Below are 18,693 nucleotides of genomic sequence, written 5' to 3'. Positions count from 1 at the left end.
CCCCTAGCATTTTCTCAGCAAGACTTCGTAATGTCGGTTCACATGAGCTGGAAGCATCACCTTGCCGTACGGATCGCCCGGTCGACCGGAATGCAGATCACCCGCCGGGGCGGCCGTCCCGCCTTCGTCCGCCGCCCGCACCGGCTGCTGCGCCAACCGGTGTTCATTCTGTCGTCGGTCCGGTCGGGGTCGACACTGCTGCGAATGATGCTGAACAGCCACTCTTCGCTCTACGCTCCGCACGAGCTGCATCTGAGCAAGTTGCGGGTGGAGTTCAGTGACCACTACATCACGGACAGCATGGGCGAGTTGGGCTGGGACGCTCAGGAAATCACCCACCTGCTGTGGGACCGGGTGTTGGACGCGGCGTTGCAGCGCAGTGGCAAACAGGTCCTGGTCGAGAAGACTCCGCACAACGTGTTCATCTGGCCCCGGATCGCTCAGGTGTGGCCGGACGCGCGGTTCGTGTTCCTACTGCGCCACCCGGCCGCGATCCTCGACTCGTGGACCAGGGCCCGGCCCCAGCAGACGCCGCAGGAGGCGGCCGAGAGCGTCGGCCGGTACCTGACCAAACTCGCCGAGGCACGCCGGGTACTTCCCGGACACACGGTCCGCTACGAGGATCTGGCGGCCGATCCGACGACCGAGACCCGGCGCATCTGCGAGTTCCTCGGTCTGGAGTGGGAATCGGACATGGTGGAGTACGGCCGGTTCGACCATGGCCGGATCAAGGCCGGGCTGGGTGACTGGACCGGGCGGATCCGTACCGGCACGGTCCAGCCGCCCCGGGAACTGCCGGCCGACGTGGCGCTGCCGGGTCCGCTGTTCGAGGTTGCCCAGGGCTGGGGCTATCCGGCCCGGCGGGACGGCTGAAGGCCGAGGTGCACTGCGGCGGTGGCCTTGCGGAACGCCTCGACGGCACCGACCGGATCGCCGGTGTCGGCCAGCACGTCACCGAGCTCGGCCCAGGCCCGGGACGCCTGTCGCGAGGCGCGCAGCCCGCTGAGGGTCGCGGCGGCGCCGGCGAACATCTCCCGGGACTCGGTGATGTCGCCGGCGGCGGCCAGCGCGGCGGCGAGCGCGGTCTGCGCCCGGGCCCGCTCCAGGTGTGCCTGCCCGCCGAGCTCGGCCAGCGACCGCCGGGCGCTGCGCACCGCGCCGGCCACGTCGCCGTCCAGCAGCAAGGTGCGGGACAGTTCGGTCAGTACGTAGCCGCGGTCGATCCCGCCGCCGACCTCGGTGAGCTCGCGCAGCGCCCGTTCGAACGCCGTGCGGGCCTCGCCGACGCGGGGTGGGGTGTGGCTGAGCAGGATGCAGCCGTACGCGGTGAGCAGCCGGGCGGCGCTGCGTCGGTCGCGGTCCTGGCGGAAGAAGGCCAGCGCCTCCTCGGCGAGTTCCAGGGCCTCCCGGTAGCTGCCCTGTTCGCAGGCGACCTGGCTGGCGTTCCAGAGCACCGCTGCCCGGGCCCGGGGTGAGCCGATCCGGTCGGCGCGCTGCAGGCCTTCGCGCAGCAGCCGTTCGGCCTGTCGCAGGTCGCCCAGCTCGGAGTGGGCGGCGGCGACCGTGGCGAGCAGCCGGACCGCGTCCTCGGACTCCCAGGCACCGAGGCGGTCGACGCGGTCCAGGGTGCCCATCCCGACCTCGATCACCCGCTGCAGTTCGCCGAGCTCGTAGAGGCACCGGATCCAGCTGATCACCATGCCGAGCGAGGCGACGAACGCCGGGCCGTCGGGGTTGTCGCGCAGCAGCGACTCGTACTGCTGGGCGGCTTCGGCCAGCCGGCCCTGCTCGGCCAGCGCGCGGGCCAGGCCGAGCTGCGCCTCGGTCCGGGTCAGCGGGTCCGGCGCGGCGGTGGCCAGGACGCTGCTGAACTGTCGTTCCGCCTCGGTCGGGTCCCCGGCTTCGATGGCGAGCCGACCGTACGACAGGGTCAGCGCGGCGGGTCTGGTGGCGACCGCGTCCGCTTCCCCGGCGAGTTCGGCCACCGAGCAGCCGAGGGTCTGCGCCAGTTCGCGCAACACCTCCGGCTTGGGTGACCGGCGCCCGGCTTCGAGCAACGAGATGTAGCTGACCGACAGGCTTCCCCGGGCCAGCTCCCGCTGGGTCATGTTGCGCGCGACCCGCAGGGCTCGCAGCCGCCGGGGGAAGTCCGGGTGAACTTGTTGACTCATGTCCGGCCCCCTTATTTACTGCACGGAGGTTTATACCACCTGTCAAGGAGGGGCGATGAAGTTGTCTCGCGTGGCGTTCGCCGTCGCGCTCGTCGCCGTGTTGGCCCTGGCTGGGGTCGGCGGCGCGGCGGGACCGGGCGGTCAGTCCGGGTCAAGTCCGCGCGGCTGGCCGTCCTGTTGCGGCATCGAACACTAGATCTTGTCAACTCATTGACTGGCTGACAGTCAACTGCCTACTCTTCCGGAGTCAACAGCTCCGGAGGTCGCCCGTGTCCGAGCCCTCGTACCACCCCGGTCCACGGCTCTCCCAGCAGGAGACCGCAGTCCTGGTCGCCTACCTGTCCGGGCTGACCATGGTCGCCTCTGCCCGTCGCGTCGGCGTCGGTCTCGGCACCGCCAAGCAGTACCTCGAACGGGTCAAGCGCAAGTACGCCGCCGCCGGCCGCCCGGCACAGACGAAACTGGAGCTTGCCCGGCGGGCCGTCGAGGACGGCCTGCTGCCGTGGGCGGAGCGGCCGTCGCGTCGCGCCGGCTGACCGCCTGCCGCCGCACCCGTCTCCCGTCATCCGATCGCACCGGTCGCCCGTCATCCGGTCACGTTCGGCGCCCCGGTCCGGCCACCGCGCGGCCGGGGAGCGGCCCGGCGGTACGCGCTGACCGTCGGCTCGCCGGCCAGCCAGAAGCGCCATGGCGTGTGCGAGGCCGCGCCCACCCCCACCCGGGGGCCGGTGCGGACAGCCCCGGCCGGGATCGGCACCGGCGATGGCGTCAGCGACAGCGGGCCGGTGCCGTCGAGCACCGACGTACCGTTCGCCGTGCCGTCCAGCCCGAGCGCGGCCATCAACCGGGCCGGACCACGGGCCAGGTCCCGGTCCGGCACCCGCAGGCCACGGCGGCGCCGGACAGCCCCGTGACCGGCGACGATCTCGCCGGCCCGCAGCAGCACCGCCGCTGCCTGTCCCGGCGGGCCGGTGACCACGTTGCCACACCAGTGCATGCCGTAGCTGAAGTAGACGTACAGCTGCCCGGGCGGCCCGAACATCGGGGCATTACGCGGCGTACGGCCCCGGTGGGCGTGCGAGGCGGGGTCGGCGCCGACCCCGGCGTACGCCTCGACCTCGGTGAGCCGGACCTCGACATCGCCGACGGCGACCCGGCAGCCCAGCAACGCGCGGGCCGCGACGTCGACCGGTCCGGCGAGCACCGTCGCGAGATCGCCGACCTGCGCGGGTGGTCTCATGGTGCCAGCACAGCACAGCGACCCAGCACACCACCGCCCGGGAGCGACCGATGAGTCCCGCCGACACCCCGCCACCGCCGTACTACCTGGTGGTCTTCGCCTCCACCCGCACCGACGACGACCACGGCTACGCGGCCACCGCCCGCCGAATGCTGGAACTCGCCGACGCGCAGCCAGGCTTCCTGGGCGTGGACAGTGCCCGGGACCCCGACGGGGTCGGCATCACCGTCTCCTACTGGCGTGACGAGGAGTCGATCGTCGCCTGGCGTCGACACGTCGAGCATCTGATCGCCCAGACCGATGGCCGGGCCCGGTGGTACGCCAGCTTCGCGGTGCACGTGGCTCGGGTGGAGCGGGCCTACCGGTTCCCGCCGCCCACCCGGTGACCCGGACCCGGCCGGTGACCCGGATCCGGCCGCCGGCCAGGTCAGCGGGGCACCACCGACTCCGCCGCCCACTGCCGCCACCCGCTCAGTTGCTCCGTCACGGCAACCAACTGGTCGGCCACCGGACCGGGGCCGGTCGAGCCCGGCGTGGTCCGCACCGCGAGCGCCGACCGTACCGAGAGCACGTCCCGGACGCTGGCGTCCAGGTGCTCGCTGACCAGCCGCAGATCGTCGTCGGAGACCTCGTCGAGCGCACACTCCCGGGCCGAGCAGAGCGCCACCAGCTTGCCGGTGACCTCGTGCGCGTCCCGGAACGGCACACCCTTACGGACCAGCCAGTCCGCCACCTCGGTGGCCAGGGTGAACCCGGCCGGGGCGGCGGCGGCGAGCCGGTCCACCCGTACCGTCATGGTGGAGATCATCCCGGCCAGGGCCGGCAGCAGCAGTTGCAGGGTGTCGACGGCGTCGAACGCCGGCTCCTTGTCCTCCTGCATGTCCCGGTCGTAGGTCAGCGGCAGCCCCTTGAGCATGGTCAACACGGCCACCAGCCCGCCGACGAGCCGGCCGGACTTGCCCCGGGCCAGCTCGGCGATGTCGGCGTTCTTCTTCTGCGGCATGATCGACGACCCGGTGGCGAAGGCGTCGTCGAGCTCCACCCAGCCGAACTCCTGCGAGGTCCAGAGCACCACCTCCTCCCCCAGCCGGGACAGGTGCACCCCGACCATCGCGGTGACGAAGAGGAACTCGGCGGCGAAGTCCCGGTCGGCGACCGCGTCCATCGAGTTGGCGAACGAGGTCCGGAATCCCAGCTCCTTGGCGACCGCGACCGGATCCAGCGGAAGGCCGGAGCCGGCCAGCGCGCCGGCGCCCAACGGCGACACGGCGGTACGGGCGTCCCAGTCGCGCAACCGGTCCAGGTCGCGCAGCAGCGGATGGACGTGGGCGAGCAGCCAGTGCCCGAACGTCACCGGCTGGGCGTGCTGCACGTGGGTCATCCCGGGCGCGGGGGTCTCCAGGTGCCGCTCTGCCTGCTCGACCAGGGCAGCGGCCAGCTCGACCAGCTGTGCGGCCAGGCCACGGGCGTGGTCGCGCAGGTACAGCCGCAGGTCGGTGGCGACCTGGTCGTTGCGGGACCGGCCGGCACGCAGCTTGCCGCCGAGCGAGCCGAGCCGCTCCAGCAGGCCGCGTTCCAGCGCGGTGTGTACATCCTCGTCGTCCACGGTCGGCCGGAACGACCCGGAGGCGCAGGCCGCCTCCAGGTCGTCCAACGCGGCCAGCATCCGGCCCAGTTCGTCCGGGTCGAGCAGGCCGGCGGCGGCCAGCACCCGGGCGTGCGCCCGGGAGCCGGCGATGTCGTACGGGGCCAGCCGCCAGTCGAACTGGACGCTGACCGACAGGCGGGCCAGCGCCTCGGCCGGCCCGCCGGCGAAGCGGCCACCCCACAGGCTGGTGCGGTTCGGGCTGGCGGTGTTCTCGGTCAGGCTCTTGTCGTCCACGGCGACCATTGTCGGGGTCAGGCTCCCGAGCCGGGCAGCCGGGTTTGCCCACCGGGGCCGGCGAGCCGGGTGTCGCGGGCGGTGGCCAGCCGGCTGGACAGCCCCCACAGCTGCACGAAGCCCTTCGCCTGGCTCTGGTCGAAGGTGTCACCGGTGTCGTAGGTGGCCAGGTTGAAGTCGTACAGACTGGCCTCGGAACGCCGGCCGACGACGACCGGCCGGCCGCCGTGCAGCACCATCCGGATCTCGCCGGTGACGTGCCGCTGCGTCTCGTCGATGAACGCGTCGAGGGCCTGCTTGAGCGGGGAGAACCACAGGCCGTCGTAGACCAGCTCGCCCCAGCGCTGGTCCACGGTCCGCTTGAACCGGGCCACCTCGCGCTCCACGGTGACGTTCTCCAGCTCCTGGTGGGCGGTGATCAGCGCGATCGCGCCCGGTGCCTCGTACACCTCGCGGCTCTTGATCCCGACAAGCCGGTCCTCGACCATGTCCAGCCGCCCGATGCCCTGCGCGCCAGCACGCCGGTTGAGCTCCACCACCGCCTGGTACGGGGTGACCGGCTCGCCGTCGACCGCCACCGGCACGCCGGCGTCGAAGGTGATGGTCACCTCGTCGGCGTCGCGCGGCGCGGCCGGGTCGGCGGTGTACGCGTACAGGTCCTCGATCGGGGCGTTCCAGATGTCCTCCAGGAAGCCGGTCTCCACCGCCCGGCCCCACAGGTTCTGGTCGATCGAGTACGGCGACTTGTGCGACACGTCGATCGGCAGCCCCTTCTCCTCGGCCAGCGCGATCGCCTTGTCCCGGGTCCAGGCGAAGTCGCGGGCCGGGGCGACCACCTTCAGCTCCGGCGCGAGCGCGCCGATGCCGACCTCGAAGCGAACCTGGTCGTTGCCCTTGCCGGTGCAGCCGTGCGACACCACGGTGCCGCCGTGCTTGCGGGCCGCCGCGACCAGATGCTTGACGATCAGCGGCCGGCTCAGCGCCGACACCAGCGGGTACCGGTCCATGTAGAGGGCGTTGGCCCGCAGCGCCGGTAGGCAGAAGTCGGCGGCGAACTCGTCCCGGGCGTCGACCACCTCGGATTCGACGGCGCCGCAGTCCAGCGCCCGCTGCCGGATGACGTCCATGTCCTCGCCGCCCTGGCCGACGTCGACCGCGACGGCGATCACCTCGGCGCCGAGTTCCCCGGCGAGGTACGGAATGGCGACCGAGGTGTCCAGGCCGCCGGAGTAGGCGAGTACCACCCGCTCAGTCATGATGTCGTGCTCCTCGTTGAATGTGCGTATCGGGATAATCAGGTGGTGGTCGGGCGGTTCGGCGGGGGTGGTCGGGCGGTTCAGGTGGTGGTCGGGCCGGGCGGGGTGGCGGCCCAGGTGGAGAGCTTTCCGGCCAGGTCGGCACCGCCGGCCGGGTCGCGGGCGACGACCAGGATGGTGTCGTCACCGGCGATGGTGCCGACCACGTCCGGCAGCCCGGACCGGTCCAGCGCGCTGGCCAGGAACTGCGCCGCACCCGGTGGGGTACGCAGCACGCAGATGTTGCCACTGGCGTCGACTCCGGTGAGCAGCTCGTGCAGCAGCCGGACCAGGCGGGCCGGGGCCTGCTCGGCGGGGCGCAGCGTCGGGTTGCCGTCCTCGGGAATCAGGTAGACCGCTGGGCCGCCGTCGCGGCCGCGTACCTTGACCGCGCCGAGTTCCTCCAGGTCCCGCGACAGGGTCGCCTGGGTGACCTGCATGCCGTCGGCGGCGAGCAACTCGGCCAGCTCGGTCTGCGACCGGACCGCCCTGGCCCGGATCAGCTCGGTGATCCGGGCGTGCCGGGCGGTCCGGGTCGCCGGCCCGGTCACGACGGCCCGTCCTGCTGGCGCAGCAGCCAGGTGAGCAGTGCCTTCTGCGCGTGCAGCCGGTTCTCCGCCTGGTCGAACACGGCGCTGCGCGCGCCGTCGAGCACCTCGTCGGTGATCTCCTCACCCCGGTGGGCGGGCAGGCAGTGCAGCACGATCGCCTCCGGCGCGGCGGCGTCGAGCAGATCCTGGTTGACCTGGTACGGCCAGAACGGAGTACGCCGGTCCCGGCCGTCGGCCTCCTGGCCCATCGACGTCCAGGTGTCGGTGGCCAGCACGTCGGCGCCGTCGACCGCCTCCTTCGGGTCCCGGATGACCTGCACCGACCCGCCGGTCCAGGCGGCGATCTCCCCGGCCCGGGAAACCACCGACGGGGACGGGTCGTGCCCGGTCGGCCCGGACACCCGCACATGCATCCCGGCGGTGGCCCCGGCAAGCAGGTAGGAACTCGCCATGTTGTTCGCGGCGTCGCCGATGTACGCCAGGGTCCGTCCGGTGGTGGCGCCGCAGTACTCCCGCACGGTCAGCAGGTCGGCGAGCAGCTGGCAGGGGTGGAACCCGTCGGTGAGCGCGTTGACCACCGGCACGCTCGCCCCTGCCGCGACCTCGGCGAGCCGGTCGTCGCCGAAGGTACGCATCACGATCGCCGACACGTACCGCGACAGCACCCGACCGGCGTCGGCCAGGGTCTCCCCGCGACCGAAGTGGGTGGCCTGGGTGTCCACCACGATCGGGTTGCCGCCCAGCTCGGCGATGCCGACATCGAACGACAGCCGGGTCCGCAGGCTCTGCTTGTCGAACAGCACCGCGACCGAGCGGGGGCCGGCCAGCGGCCGGTGGCCGTACCGGTCCGCCTTCATCGCCGCGGCCAGATCCAGCACCGCCGACTGCTCGGCCGGGCTCAGGTCGTCGTCGCGCAGCAGGTGCCGGATCACGACGCCGCTCCAGTGGTCGCCGCGGCTTCGGCGGCGGCGGTGAGGACCGCCGGCAGCGCGGCCAGGAACTCGTCGGCCTGCTCCGCGGTGAGAATCAGCGGCGGAGCCAGCCGGATCAGATCCGGCTGGGCCGGATTGACCAGGAACCCGGCGTCGCGCAGCCCGGCCGCGACCGCAGCCGAGACGGGCGCGGTGAGCACCACGCCGAGCAGCAGACCGGCGCCCCGTACCCCGGCGATGAGCGGGTGGCCGAGCGACTCGACGCCCCGGCGCAGCTGCTCGCCGACCCGCTTGACGTGGTCGAGCAGCCCTTCGGCGGCGATGGTGCGCAGCACGGCGAGGGCGGCGGCGCAGCAGACCGGATTGCCGCCGAAGGTGCTGCCGTGACTGCCCGGGGTGAGCAGCGCGGCCGGAGTGCCCACGCCACCGACCCGGGTGTCTGCGAAGGCGATGCAGGCACCGATCGGCAGCCCGCCGCCGAGACCCTTCGCCAGGGTGACGACGTCCGGGGTGATCCCGTCGGCCTGGTGGGCGAACCAGTGACCGGTCCGTCCCACCCCGGTCTGCACCTCGTCGAGGGTGAGCAGGGCACCGTGCCGGCTGGTGATCTCCCGGGCGGCGGCCAGGTAGCCCGGCGGCGGCACCACCACGCCGGCCTCACCCTGGATCGGCTCCAGGATCACCATGGCGGTGCGGTCGGTGACGGCGGCGGCGAGCGCGTCGATGTCGCCGTACGGCACGTGGCTGACCTCGCCGGGCAGCGGCCGGAACGGGTCGGCCTTGGCCGGCTGCCCGGTCAACGCCAGGGCGCCCATGGTCCGGCCGTGGAAGCCGTCGTGGGTGGCGACGACGTGGGTCCGACCGGTACGCCGGGACAGTTTGAACGCGGCTTCGACCGCCTCGGCCCCGGAGTTGCAGAAGAACGCCGCGCCGGGGCGTCCGGTGAGGGCGAGCAGCAGTTCGGCCAGGGCCACCGGCGGTTCGGCGACGTAGAGGTTCGAGACGTGTCCGAGGGTGCTGATCTGCCGGGTGACCGCCTCGACGACCGCCGGGTGGGCGTGTCCGAGCGAGTTGACCGCGATGCCGCCCAACAGGTCGAGGTAGCGTCGGCCGTCCTCAGCGACGACGGTCGCGCCCTCGCCGCGCACCAGCGCCAGCGGCGGTGTGCCGTAGTTGTCCATCAACGATGCGGACCAGCGGTCCCGCAGCGAGGCCATTCAGGACTCCCCGTCGTTCGTCGGATCGGTGACCATGGTGCCGAAGCCCTCCGAGGTGAAGACCTCCAGCAGGGTGGAGTGGGCCACCCGGCCGTCGACCACGTGCGCGGCGGGCACCCCGCCGCGTACCGCCCGCAGGCACGCCTCCATCTTCGGCACCATGCCGGCGGCCAGGGTGGGCAGCAGGTCGGCCAGGTCGTCGGCGGTGATCCGGCTGATCAGGCTGCCGGTGTCGGGCCAGTCGGCGTACAGGCCGGGCACGTCGGTGAGGACGACCAGCTTGCGGGCCCGCAGCGCGACGGCCAACGCCGCGGCGGCCGTGTCGGCGTTGAGGTTGTGCAGTACGCCGTCCACGTCGGGTGCGACCGTGGAGATCACCGGGATGCGCCCGGCGGCGATGATGTCGGCGACCGCCGACGGGTTGACCGTGTCGACGTCGCCGACCTGGCCGACGTCGACCGGCTCGCCGTCGACCCAGGCGGGCCGACGGACGGCGGTGAACAGCCGGGCATCCTCACCGGACAGTCCGACGGCGTACGGTCCGTGCTCGTTGATCAGGCCGACGAGTTCCCGGCCGACCTGGCCGACCAGCACCATCCGGACCACGTCCATCGCTTCCGGTGTGGTGACCCGCAGGCCGCCCTTGAACTCGCTGGCGATGCCGAGCCGGCGCAGCATGCTGGAGATCTGCGGGCCGCCGCCGTGTACCACCACCGGGCGGATACCGGCGTACCGCAGGAACACCATGTCGGCGGCGAAGGCCTGCTGCAGCTGCGGGTCGATCATGGCGTTGCCGCCGTACTTGACGACCACGGTGGCCCCGTGGAAGCGGGCCAGCCAGGGCAGCGCCTCGATCAGGGTGGCGGCCTTGGTCTGGGCGACACTGAGATCGCGGCTCAGCGTGCTGTGCGGCGCGGTCGGCCGGGTGGTGTCGGTCATGTCGAGTACGCCGAGTTCTCGTGCACGTACGCGTGCGACAGGTCGTTGGTCCAGATGGTCGCGGTGGCGGCACCGGCGTGCAGGTCGATCCGGATGTGCACCTGCCGGCCGGTGAGGTCGACCTGGTCGCGGGGTGCGGCGGCGGCCCCGTCCCGGCAGATCCACACGTCGTTGATCGCCACGTCGAGCTGGTCGGGGTCGAACACCGCGCTGGTGGTGCCGACCGCCGCGAGGATCCGCCCCCAGTTGGGGTCGTTGCCGAACAGCGCCGTCTTGACCAGGTTGTTGCGGGCCACCGCCCGGCCGACCTGCACCGCGTCGGTCTCGCTGGCCGCGCCGACCACCTCGATGGCGACCTCCTTGCTGGCGCCTTCGGCGTCGGCGATCAGTTGCCGGGCCAGGTCGGCGCAGGCGGCGGTGACCGCGGCGGTCAGCTCCCCGGCCGACGGGGTGACCCCCGAGGCACCGCTGGCCAGCAGCAGCACGGTGTCGTTGGTGGACAGGCAGCCGTCGGAGTCGACCCGGTCGAAGGTGGTGCGGCAGGCTTCGCGCAGTGCGGCGTCGAGGTCGGCGGGGTCGGCGAGCGCGTCGGTGGTCAGTACGCAGAGCATCGTCGCCATGGACGGGGCGAGCATGCCCGCGCCCTTGGCCATCCCGCCGACCCGCCAGGCCGGTCCGCCGGTGCCGGCCGGGCCGGCGTCGACGACGGTGGTCTTCGGCCGGGTGTCGGTCGTCATGATCGCCTCGGCGGCGGCCGGTCCGGCGTCGGCGGAGAGCCCGGCGACCGCCGCCGTCACTCCGGCCAGCAGCTTGTCCATCGGCAGCCGTTCGCCGATCAGCCCGGTCGAGCAGACCGCGATCTCACCGGCCCCGACGTCCGTGCCGCCTGTCGCGCTGAGGGTCGTGGCGACGTGTTCGGCGGTGGCGTGGGTGTCCTGGAACCCGGCCGGGCCGGTGCAGGCGTTGGCCCCGCCGGAGTTGAGCACCACCGCGCGCAGCCTGCCGGCGCGCAGCACCTGCCGGCTCCACCGCACCGGAGCGGCCTGCACCCGGTTGGCGGTGAACACCCCGGCGGCGGCCGTAGCGGGTCCGTCGTTGACGACCAGGGCCACATCGGCCACGCCACTGGCTTTGAGCCCGGCGGCCACCCCGGCCGCCCGGAACCCGTTCGGCGCGGTCACCGTCATGGCGCGATCCCCAGAGCAGTCAGGCCGGTGGTCTCCGGCAGGCCGAGCATCAGGTTGGCGCACTGCACGGCCTGGCCGGCGGCGCCCTTGCCGAGGTTGTCGACGGCGCTGGTCACGATCACCCGTCCCGAGTCGACGTCGGTGCCCACCTGCAGGTGGCAGGCGTTGGATCCGAGGGTCGCGGCGGTGGCCGGCCAGGTGCCGGCCGGCAGCAGGCGGACGAACGGTTCGTCGGCGTAGGCGACGGTCAGCGCGTCGCGCGCGGCGGCCGGGTCGGCGGTGCCGCCGGCCGGGCGGGCCGTCACCGTGGCCAGGATGCCGCGCGGCATCGGAGCCAGCACGGGGGTGAAGGACAGGCTGGTCGCGCCGGTGGCCTGCTTGATCTCCGGGACGTGCTGGTGGGCGCCGACCTTGTACGGCGACAGGCTGCCCATCACCTCACTGGCCAGCAGGTGGGTCTTGGCGGACCGGCCGGCACCGGAGGTGCCGCTGGCGGCGACCACCACGACATCGTCCGGGGCGACCACCCCGGCGGCGATCAGCGGCGCGAGCGCCAGGGTGGTGGCGACCGCATAGCAGCCGGTGGCGGCGACCCGGTCGGCGGCGGCGACCCGGTCCCGCTGGCCGGGCAGTTCCGGCAGCCCGTACGTCCAGGCACCGGCGTGCTGGCCGCCGTAGTAGCGGGACCAGGCGGCGGCGTCGGCCAGCCGGTGGTCGGCACCGAGATCGACGACCTTGACGTCGGCCGGCAGGGCGGCGGCGAGCGCGGCCGACTCGCCGTGCGGCAGGGCCAGGAATACCAGGTCCGCGGCGGCGAGGTCGGCCGGATCGGTGGCGACGAACACCAGGTCGAGGCCGGCCAGGTGCGGGTGTACCTCGGCGACCGGCGCGCCGGCCTGGCTGTGCGCCGTGGCGGCGACCAGGTCCAGCTCGGGGTGCCCGGCGATCAGCCGCAGCAGCTCTCCCCCGGCGTACCCGCTCGCGCCGACGACGGCGACCCGGATGCCCATACCCACCTCCGCATTTCTATGCGGAGGACGGTATCAGGATGCATCCGGGCCGACAAGACCCATTCCAGCCGGTCAGGTGTCGACGACCTCCACGTCGCGCCAGAAGGCGACCCGGTCCCGGACCATGTCAGCCGCCGGCAGCGGCTGCGGGTAGTACCAGACCGCGTCGGCACTGCGCTGACCATCGCCCTCCAGCGAGTAGTAGGACGCGTCACCCTTCCACGGACAGTGGGTGTGGGTGTCCGATTCACGTACCAGGTCGTCACGCAGCGACGACCGGGGGAAATAGTGGTTTCCCTCGACGACGACCGTGTCGTCGCTCTCGGCGATCACGAGCCCGTTCCAGATGGCCTTCGGCATGAGATCCAGCGTAGCCGCCTCCCGGCCCGGCACGATCGATGTCGAGGTGCGGACAGTCGATCCACAGCTGTCCATTGTCGGCTAAGGTCGACACACCGACCCTGGTACGCGAGGCACCTTCGGGCTTCTCCACCGCGGAGTCGGCGACAGTGTGGCAGCCAGCGATCGAGACGGCTCCTGCCTAGCATCGGCAGCATGGACCGGGCAGATCACCGACGGAGCCGTGCGGGACCCGACGAGGCGGTGGGAGCGCACATGGCGGAGGACCGAAGCGTCCTGGCGATCTTCGTCGACGTGCGCGGATTCACCCGATGGTCCGAGACCAACGAGGTCTTCATCAACCTCGACCAGTTCATCGCCGGCTTCTTCACGATCCTGCGTCGACGCTTCCCCGGCACGTACAGTCTCAAGCCGCTCGGTGACGGTGCTCTGCTGGTCTGTGAGATCCCGGAGCGCAACAGCCCACGCGAGCTGGCGTCGATGCTCTCCCGGGTGCTGGCCATCGTCAACCGCGTCGACGCCGACTTCGCCCGACACTGTGTCGAGTTCGCCAACCGGGTCGGCCACCGCACCGATCTGCGGCTCGGCTGGGGAGTCGTCCGCGGCAAGGTCATCCGCACCGGCGACGACTGGGCCGGGCACAACCTCAACAAGTGCTCACGGCTGTGCGCCGAGGCCCGCCCGTTCGGCATCGTCATCGACCGCGACGACTTTCCCGAACTGCCCCGCGACGTACGCGGCATGACCAGCCAGATCCGCCGGCTGCGCGGCATCGGCGAGGTGCCGGTCTGGGTGAGCCACGAGATCGCCTCGCAGTTCGTGCCCCGGGAACGACTGCGCGAGACGCCCGAGGTCCATGTCGCCGGGATCTGCTTCACCGAGGATCACAGCGGCGGCATCCGACTGCTGCTGGCCCGCCGGTCGGCCGAGCGGGCGCTGTTCCCCGGCCTTCTTGAGGGATGCGGCGGACAGTTGCGCTACTCGGAGACGTTCACCGACGGCGTACGCCGGCACTTCCAACAGGAGATGGGCCTGGACGTCGAGGTCCGCGAGGATCTGCACTGCTTCTATACGATCCGCGAGGCCGACGTGCCGGTGATTCCGGGCATTCGGTTCCTCTGCCGCCGGGTCGGGCGCGGCGAGCCGTCCTCAGGTAACCACTCGGAGCTGCGCTGGATGAGCGAGGACGAGTTCGCGGCGACCCCGGCCACGGAGTTCGTCGGAGGGTTGAAGGCCGAGGTGCTGGAGCTGCTCACCCGGTACCGGCAGGCCAGTCAGCGGTGAGCACGGGCCGCGCTATCCGGACGGTGTCACACCGAGCAGGATCAGCAGGCCGGAGACGGCGCCCAGGAGCGCGACGACGAAGCCCAGACCTTCCCGGACGTGACGGGTCACGACGGGAACCCGGCTCGGCGGCACCCCGGTGGCCGTGCCGGCCTGCCGGGTGCCGGTCCGGGCCCGTGGCTGGGCGCCGAGCAGCCGCTCGATCTTGTCGAGGCGGTGCAGGTGACAGCCGATCAGCAGACCTGACCCCAGGTACGGACAGTCCCCGTCGTGCCACAGCCACTCACCGCAGCGCACCGGAACGGCGAGCACCGCGTACGGCAGCCCGACCGTGAGCGTGAGGAACCATCCCCAGCGCGGCTCGCCGCCGGTGAAGGCAGCGACGGCCAGCAAGGTGATCGCCGCTCCGGCGACGAGACGTGTCCTGCGCCATCGGGGCATCGCCTGATCCTAGTCGGAGGGTCGACCGGCGGACCCCGGGTCCGGCAACCGCGCAGCCGGATCCGGTGTCCGCACAACGGCTCGCCGTACCGACCGGATCCGATGCCGACGGCGACGGGTGCCGCGACCAGTCACCACAGATATCGATTCTGCTCTATTGTTGACGGTTGGTCCGCCATCCGGTCGGACCGACCGAGGAGGAGGTGGGCGTGCGTCCCAAGGAGAATCACACCGGCCCGGCTGCCCTGGCCCGGCGTCGCACCCGATCGGCCGGCGCGGCGGCCCTGGCCGGCGTCGCGGTCCTGGCAGTCACCGTGACGTCGGCGTTGGCCGCGACCACCGGCGACACCGCCTCCACCAGCCCTGCCGGCCCTGACCGGCACCCGGCCACCTGGGTCGCCGCCTGGGCACCCAGCCCGGTCGAGGGCAGCACCATCCCCTGGTCGGACTGCCCGGCCGGGGACGGGCTGGCCGACCAGACGGTGCGCAACGTCGCCTTCGTCAGCGCCGGTGGCCGGGCTGTCCGGGTACGGATCACCAACACGTTCGGCACCCGGGCGCTGACCGTCGGCCGGGCCTCGGTCGCCGTGCAGCACGACGGCGCGACCGCCGTGCCCGGCTCGATGCGGGAGCTGACCTTCGGCGGCAGCCACGAGGTCACCGTGGCCGCCGGCGGTCGGGCACTGAGCGACCCGGTCCCGCTGCGGGTCGCCGCGCTGAGCACCCTGCTGGTCAGTGTGTACGTACCGGAGCCGACCGGACCGGTGACCAACCATCCGTTCACCGCCCAGGGCAACCATCTGGCGGCGGGCGACCGGGCCGCCGCGCCGACCGCCGACGGGTACGCCGACACGCCATGCTGGATGCTCGTCGACGGAATCGACGTGCAGGCCGATCCCCGGGTCGTCGGCTCCGTGGTCGCGCTCGGCGACTCGATCACCGACACCGGCAACACCACCGGCAACGCCAACCGGCGCTGGCCCGATTACCTGGCCCGTCGCCTGCACGACCACCGCGGGCCCACCCTGTCGGTGGTCAACGCCGGACTCGGCGGCAACCGGCTGCTCGCCCCACGTGACGGGGAACCGTACTGGGGGGGTGCCGGCGCTGGCCCGGCTGGAACGCGACGTCTACGCGCAGACCGGAGTCCGGGCGGTGATCCTGCTGGAAGGCACCAACGACATCGGCTACAGCGCCCCGGCCGCCGACATCATCGCCGGCTACCGGCAGGTGATCGCGCAGACCCGGGCCCAGGGGCTGCCGATCCTCGGCGGCACCGTGCCACCGTTCGGTGGATCCTTCCTGGACACCCCCGAGCGGCAGGAGATCTGGCGCGACGTCAACCACTGGATCCGCACCAGCGGTGCCTTCGACGGAGTGATCGACTTCGCGGCGGCGCTGGCCGACCCGGCCGACCCGACCCGGCTGGCGACCCCGTACGACAGCGGTGACCACCTGCATCCCAACGACGCCGGCTGCGCCGCGATGGCCGACGCCGTCGACCTCGGCGCGCTGCTACGACGCTGACCGACGGTCACCGGCGTTCCCGACCCGGTCCACCTGTCGTCGCGGCGGACCGGGTCGGGACCCGCTGTCGGTCGGTCAGGCGCCGCGCAGCGTCGCGCCGAGCCGGGAGGCGGCCTCGGCGACCGCGCCGTCGCGGGCCGCCACCGCCTCCTCGACGGTCAGCGTCCGGTCTGGAGCCCGGAACACCAGCTTGTACGCCAGGGACTTACGCCCGGCGCCGAGCTGCTCCCCGGCGTACACGTCGAAGAGCCGGACCGATTCGAGCAGCTCGCCCGCCCCGGCCACCAGCGCGGCGCGGACCTGCGCCGCCGGGGTGGTCTCGTCGACGACCAGCGCCACGTCGATCAACGCTGGCGGGAAGCTGGAGAAGTCCGGTGCCGGCACCACCGGAGCCGCCGGCACCGCGTCCAGGTCCAGCTCCATCGCGCAGGTACGCCGGGGCAGTTCCAGCGCGGCGACCGCCGCCGGATGCAACTCACCGGCGTGGCCGACCACCACCCCGTCGACGAGCAGTTCGGCGCAGCGGCCGGGATGCCAGGGCGCGTACTTGCCGGCGCGGACCTCGACCCGGTCGGCCGCAACGCCGGCGGCGTCGAGCACGGTCCGACCGGCTTCGACGGCGTCGGCCCAGCTGGCCGGCCGTCCCGCGCCCCACCAGCCGCCCGGCTCAAGCTCACCGGCCAGCACCACCGCGACGTGCCACGGCTGGTGCGGTACGGCCGCGTCGGCGGCGGCGAACACCTCGTCGGCGGGCCGGTCGTCGACGCCCATCGGCGGCGGTGCGGCGGCACCCGGCCGGGGTTGGAACACCACGCCGATCTCGTAGAGGGCGACGTCGCGCTGCCCCCGGCCGATGTTGCGCCGCAGCGTCGCCAGCAGCGGCGGCAGCAGGCTGGTCCGCAGCAGCGGGTCGGTGTCGGCCAGCGGGTTGGCCAGCCGGACCGCGTCGCGGCGCGGGTCGTCGGCGGGCAGCCCCAGGTCGTCGGCGACCTGCGGGGAGACGAACGGGTAGCAGAGCACCTCGACGTGACCGGTCTCGGCCAGCGCCCGCGCCACCGACCGGCGGCGGCGTTGGTCGGCGGTGAGCCCCCGGCCGGCCGGGGCGGACGGCAGGGCGCTGGGCACGTTGTCGTAGCCGTCCAGCCGGACCACCTCCTCGACCAGGTCGGCCGGGTCGGTCAGGTCGGGCCGCCAGCTCGGCGGGCCGACGACCAGCGGCGCCGTACCGTCGTCGGCTGCCGACGCCGCCGAGGTGGCGGTGGCCACGCCGGTGGCGACGGCACTGGCGCTGGCCACCCCGGCGGTCAACCCGGTGGCGACGGTGCAGCCGACCGCCTCCAGCAGGTCGACGACCCGCTGCGGCGGGTACGCCACCCCGACCCGGCGGCTGGGCAACCCGGCGTCGAGGACGATCGGGGCTGGCGGGGCGACGTGGTCGATGTCCAGGATCTCCGCGCCGGCGGAGCCGCCAGCGTGTTCGGTGAGCAGTGCGACGGCGCGGTCGATGGCGACCAGCGGCAGCGCCGGGTCGACGCCGCGTTCCCACCGTTTGGCGGCCTCGCTGAACAGCTTGTGCCGCCGGGCGGTACGCCCGACCATCACCGGATCCCAGTGCGCGGCCTCGAACAGCACGTTGCGGGTGCCGGGCACCACCTCGCTGGTCTCGCCGCCCATCACCGCGGCGAGCGAGATCGGTCCGGTGTCGTCGCAGATCACCATGTCCTCGGCATCGAGAACCCGTGCCACCCCGTCCAGGGTGGTCAGCTTCTCCCCCGCGACGGCGCGACGGACCACCAGCGGCCCGGCGAGCCGGTCGGCGTCGAAGGCATGCATCGGCTGGCCGAGTTCGAGCATCAGGTAGTTGGTGATGTCGACGGCGAGACTGATGCTGCGGACCCCGGCGGTGGTCAGCCGGCGCACCATCCAGGCCGGCGACGGCACGGTCGGGTCGATACCGCGAACCATCCGGGCGGCGAACCGGTCGCAGCCGACGGTGTCGCGGACCTCGACCGGGTACGCCGGGGTGTCGGTGGCGCCGGGTGCGTCGATCGCCGCCGGGTCCCGCCACGGTACGCCGAGCGCATGGGCGAGTTCCCGGGCGATGCCGCGCACCGACATGGCGTACCCCCGGTCCGGGGTGATCTCGACCTCGACCACGACGTCGTCGAGGCCGACGACGGGCCGGGCGTCGTCGCCCGGCGCGGCGGTGACGTCCGGGGTCAGCACGATGATGCCGGCGTGGTCGTCGCTGACGCCCAGCTCCCGGGCGGAGCAGATCATGCCGTTGGAGTTGCGCCCGTAGGTTTTGCGGGCACCGATAGCGAAGCCGCCGGGCAGCACCCCGCCGGGCAGGATGACGACGACCTTGTCGCCGGGGGCGAAGTTGGTGGCGCCGCAGACGATCTCCTGCGGCTCACCGGTGCCGTTGGCGGTGCCGACATCGACCCGGCAGAACCGGATCGGCTTCTTGAAGCCGGTGAGTTCCTCGATCTCGCGGACCTCGCCGACGACGAGGGAGCCGGTGACGGTGCCGGCCAGGTCGACGATGGACTCGACCTCCAAGCCGAGCCCGACCAGGGCGTCTTCGAGCTGCTGCGGTGTCAGGTCGGCCGGCAGGTCGACGTGTTCGCGCAGCCAGGAGAGTGCGATCCGCATGT

The 18,693-nt window shown here is 72.8% G+C and carries 19 protein-coding genes and 3 pseudogenes; 7 read left to right on the top strand and 15 right to left on the bottom strand.

Translation table 11 applies throughout. From position 1 onward, the window contains the following. Positions 1-42 precede the first annotated feature (42 nt). Positions 43-873 carry a sulfotransferase family protein gene (locus ACN27J_RS02980; protein WP_421363283.1) on the top strand — a complete coding sequence of 277 codons (831 nt, stop codon included), beginning with the start codon at positions 43-45 and terminating at the stop codon, positions 871-873. Here the strand turns inward: ACN27J_RS02980 and ACN27J_RS02975 are convergent. After that, positions 849-2,171 carry a helix-turn-helix domain-containing protein gene (locus ACN27J_RS02975; RefSeq protein WP_421363281.1) on the bottom strand — a complete coding sequence of 441 codons (1,323 nt, stop codon included), beginning with the start codon at positions 2,169-2,171 and terminating at the stop codon, positions 849-851. The two genes, ACN27J_RS02980 and ACN27J_RS02975, sit on opposite strands and share 25 nt — an antisense overlap. 55 nt (positions 2,172-2,226) lie before the next feature. Here ACN27J_RS02975 and ACN27J_RS02970 point away from each other — a divergent pair, with 55 nt between their 5' ends. Together ACN27J_RS02970 and ACN27J_RS02965 are read left to right on the top strand one after the other, a co-directional pair. Next, positions 2,227-2,367, top strand: coding sequence for a hypothetical protein (locus ACN27J_RS02970; RefSeq protein ID WP_421363278.1), 141 nt, complete (start codon positions 2,227-2,229; stop codon positions 2,365-2,367). 73 nt (positions 2,368-2,440) lie between these two features. Then, entirely contained in the window at positions 2,441-2,707 is a 267-nt protein-coding gene (locus ACN27J_RS02965; protein WP_421363275.1) for a hypothetical protein, read from the top strand. Between the two features lie 50 nt (positions 2,708-2,757). Here ACN27J_RS02965 and ACN27J_RS02960 read toward each other — a convergent pair whose 3' ends face one another. Next, complete coding sequence (locus ACN27J_RS02960; protein ID WP_421363272.1) at positions 2,758-3,411, bottom strand: DNA-3-methyladenine glycosylase; 654 nt, start codon at positions 3,409-3,411, stop codon at positions 2,758-2,760. Positions 3,412-3,461: 50 nt separating this feature from the next. Between ACN27J_RS02960 and ACN27J_RS02955 the strand changes: the two genes are divergently transcribed. Continuing rightward, positions 3,462-3,797: an antibiotic biosynthesis monooxygenase family protein gene (locus ACN27J_RS02955; protein WP_421363269.1), complete on the top strand. Its 336-nt coding sequence runs from the start codon at positions 3,462-3,464 to the stop codon at positions 3,795-3,797. 41 nt (positions 3,798-3,838) lie between these two features. On the opposite strand, the gene argH is transcribed toward ACN27J_RS02955, so the two are convergent. From argH to ACN27J_RS02910, 9 genes are all read right to left on the bottom strand, one after another. Further along, positions 3,839-5,302, bottom strand: coding sequence for an argininosuccinate lyase (gene argH / locus ACN27J_RS02950; protein ID WP_421363267.1), 1,464 nt, complete (start codon positions 5,300-5,302; stop codon positions 3,839-3,841). 8 nt (positions 5,303-5,310) lie between these two features. After that, a complete protein-coding gene (locus ACN27J_RS02945) occupies positions 5,311-6,549 on the bottom strand; it encodes an argininosuccinate synthase (RefSeq protein WP_421363265.1) in 1,239 nt (412 codons plus the stop codon). Between the two features lie 80 nt (positions 6,550-6,629). Further along, positions 6,630-7,139, bottom strand: coding sequence for an arginine repressor (locus ACN27J_RS02940; RefSeq protein ID WP_421363263.1), 510 nt, complete (start codon positions 7,137-7,139; stop codon positions 6,630-6,632). Continuing rightward, positions 7,136-8,071 (bottom strand): ornithine carbamoyltransferase, encoded by a 936-nt coding sequence (argF, locus tag ACN27J_RS02935; RefSeq protein ID WP_421363261.1) that lies wholly within the window; start codon positions 8,069-8,071, stop codon positions 7,136-7,138. Before argF ends, ACN27J_RS02940 begins: the two co-directional genes overlap by 4 nt. After that, positions 8,068-9,288 carry an acetylornithine transaminase gene (locus ACN27J_RS02930; protein WP_421363258.1) on the bottom strand — a complete coding sequence of 407 codons (1,221 nt, stop codon included), beginning with the start codon at positions 9,286-9,288 and terminating at the stop codon, positions 8,068-8,070. Before ACN27J_RS02930 ends, argF begins: the two co-directional genes overlap by 4 nt. Further along, a complete protein-coding gene (gene argB / locus ACN27J_RS02925; protein ID WP_421363256.1) occupies positions 9,289-10,227 on the bottom strand; it encodes an acetylglutamate kinase in 939 nt (312 codons plus the stop codon). Further along, positions 10,224-11,414, bottom strand: coding sequence for a bifunctional glutamate N-acetyltransferase/amino-acid acetyltransferase ArgJ (argJ, locus tag ACN27J_RS02920; protein WP_421363253.1), 1,191 nt, complete (start codon positions 11,412-11,414; stop codon positions 10,224-10,226). The genes argB and argJ overlap by 4 nt, the downstream gene beginning before the upstream one ends. Next, positions 11,411-12,424: an N-acetyl-gamma-glutamyl-phosphate reductase gene (argC, locus tag ACN27J_RS02915; RefSeq protein ID WP_421363250.1), complete on the bottom strand. Its 1,014-nt coding sequence runs from the start codon at positions 12,422-12,424 to the stop codon at positions 11,411-11,413. The genes argJ and argC overlap by 4 nt, the downstream gene beginning before the upstream one ends. A 72-nt stretch (positions 12,425-12,496) precedes the next feature. Further along, complete coding sequence (locus ACN27J_RS02910; RefSeq protein ID WP_421363247.1) at positions 12,497-12,784, bottom strand: DUF427 domain-containing protein; 288 nt, start codon at positions 12,782-12,784, stop codon at positions 12,497-12,499. Positions 12,785-13,039: 255 nt separating this feature from the next. On the opposite strand from ACN27J_RS02910, the gene ACN27J_RS02905 reads away from it, so the two are divergent. Then, positions 13,040-14,068, top strand: a complete 1,029-nt coding sequence (locus tag ACN27J_RS02905) for an NUDIX domain-containing protein (RefSeq protein WP_421363245.1) — start codon at positions 13,040-13,042, stop codon at positions 14,066-14,068. Positions 14,069-14,080: 12 nt separating this feature from the next. Here ACN27J_RS02905 and ACN27J_RS02900 read toward each other — a convergent pair whose 3' ends face one another. Next, a complete protein-coding gene (locus ACN27J_RS02900; protein WP_421363243.1) occupies positions 14,081-14,509 on the bottom strand; it encodes a hypothetical protein in 429 nt (142 codons plus the stop codon). 226 nt (positions 14,510-14,735) lie between these two features. Beyond that, positions 14,736-15,455: a hypothetical protein gene (locus ACN27J_RS02895; protein WP_421363241.1), complete on the bottom strand. Its 720-nt coding sequence runs from the start codon at positions 15,453-15,455 to the stop codon at positions 14,736-14,738. Between ACN27J_RS02895 and ACN27J_RS02890 the strand changes: the two are divergent. Next, positions 15,394-15,519: pseudogene (locus ACN27J_RS02890) on the top strand (SGNH/GDSL hydrolase family protein); the annotation flags it as partial. The gene ACN27J_RS02895 and the pseudogene ACN27J_RS02890 overlap by 62 nt on opposite strands. 64 nt (positions 15,520-15,583) lie before the next feature. Next, positions 15,584-16,036 (top strand): GDSL-type esterase/lipase family protein, encoded by a 453-nt coding sequence (locus tag ACN27J_RS02885; RefSeq protein ID WP_421363238.1) that lies wholly within the window; start codon positions 15,584-15,586, stop codon positions 16,034-16,036. Between the two features lie 75 nt (positions 16,037-16,111). On the opposite strand, the pseudogene ACN27J_RS02880 reads toward ACN27J_RS02885, so the two are convergent. Then, positions 16,112-17,251: pseudogene (locus tag ACN27J_RS02880) on the bottom strand (phenylalanine--tRNA ligase subunit beta); the annotation flags it as partial. Then, positions 17,228-18,691: pseudogene (locus ACN27J_RS02875) on the bottom strand (phenylalanine--tRNA ligase subunit beta); the annotation flags it as partial. The pseudogenes ACN27J_RS02880 and ACN27J_RS02875, both read right to left, overlap by 24 nt. Between the last annotated feature and the right edge of the window lie 2 nt (positions 18,692-18,693).

The sequence above is a fragment of the Solwaraspora sp. WMMB762 genome (genome assembly GCF_049179115.1).
Lineage (GTDB): Bacteria > Actinomycetota > Actinomycetes > Mycobacteriales > Micromonosporaceae > Micromonospora_E.
This window is presented reverse-complemented; position numbering and strand designations above follow the sequence as displayed.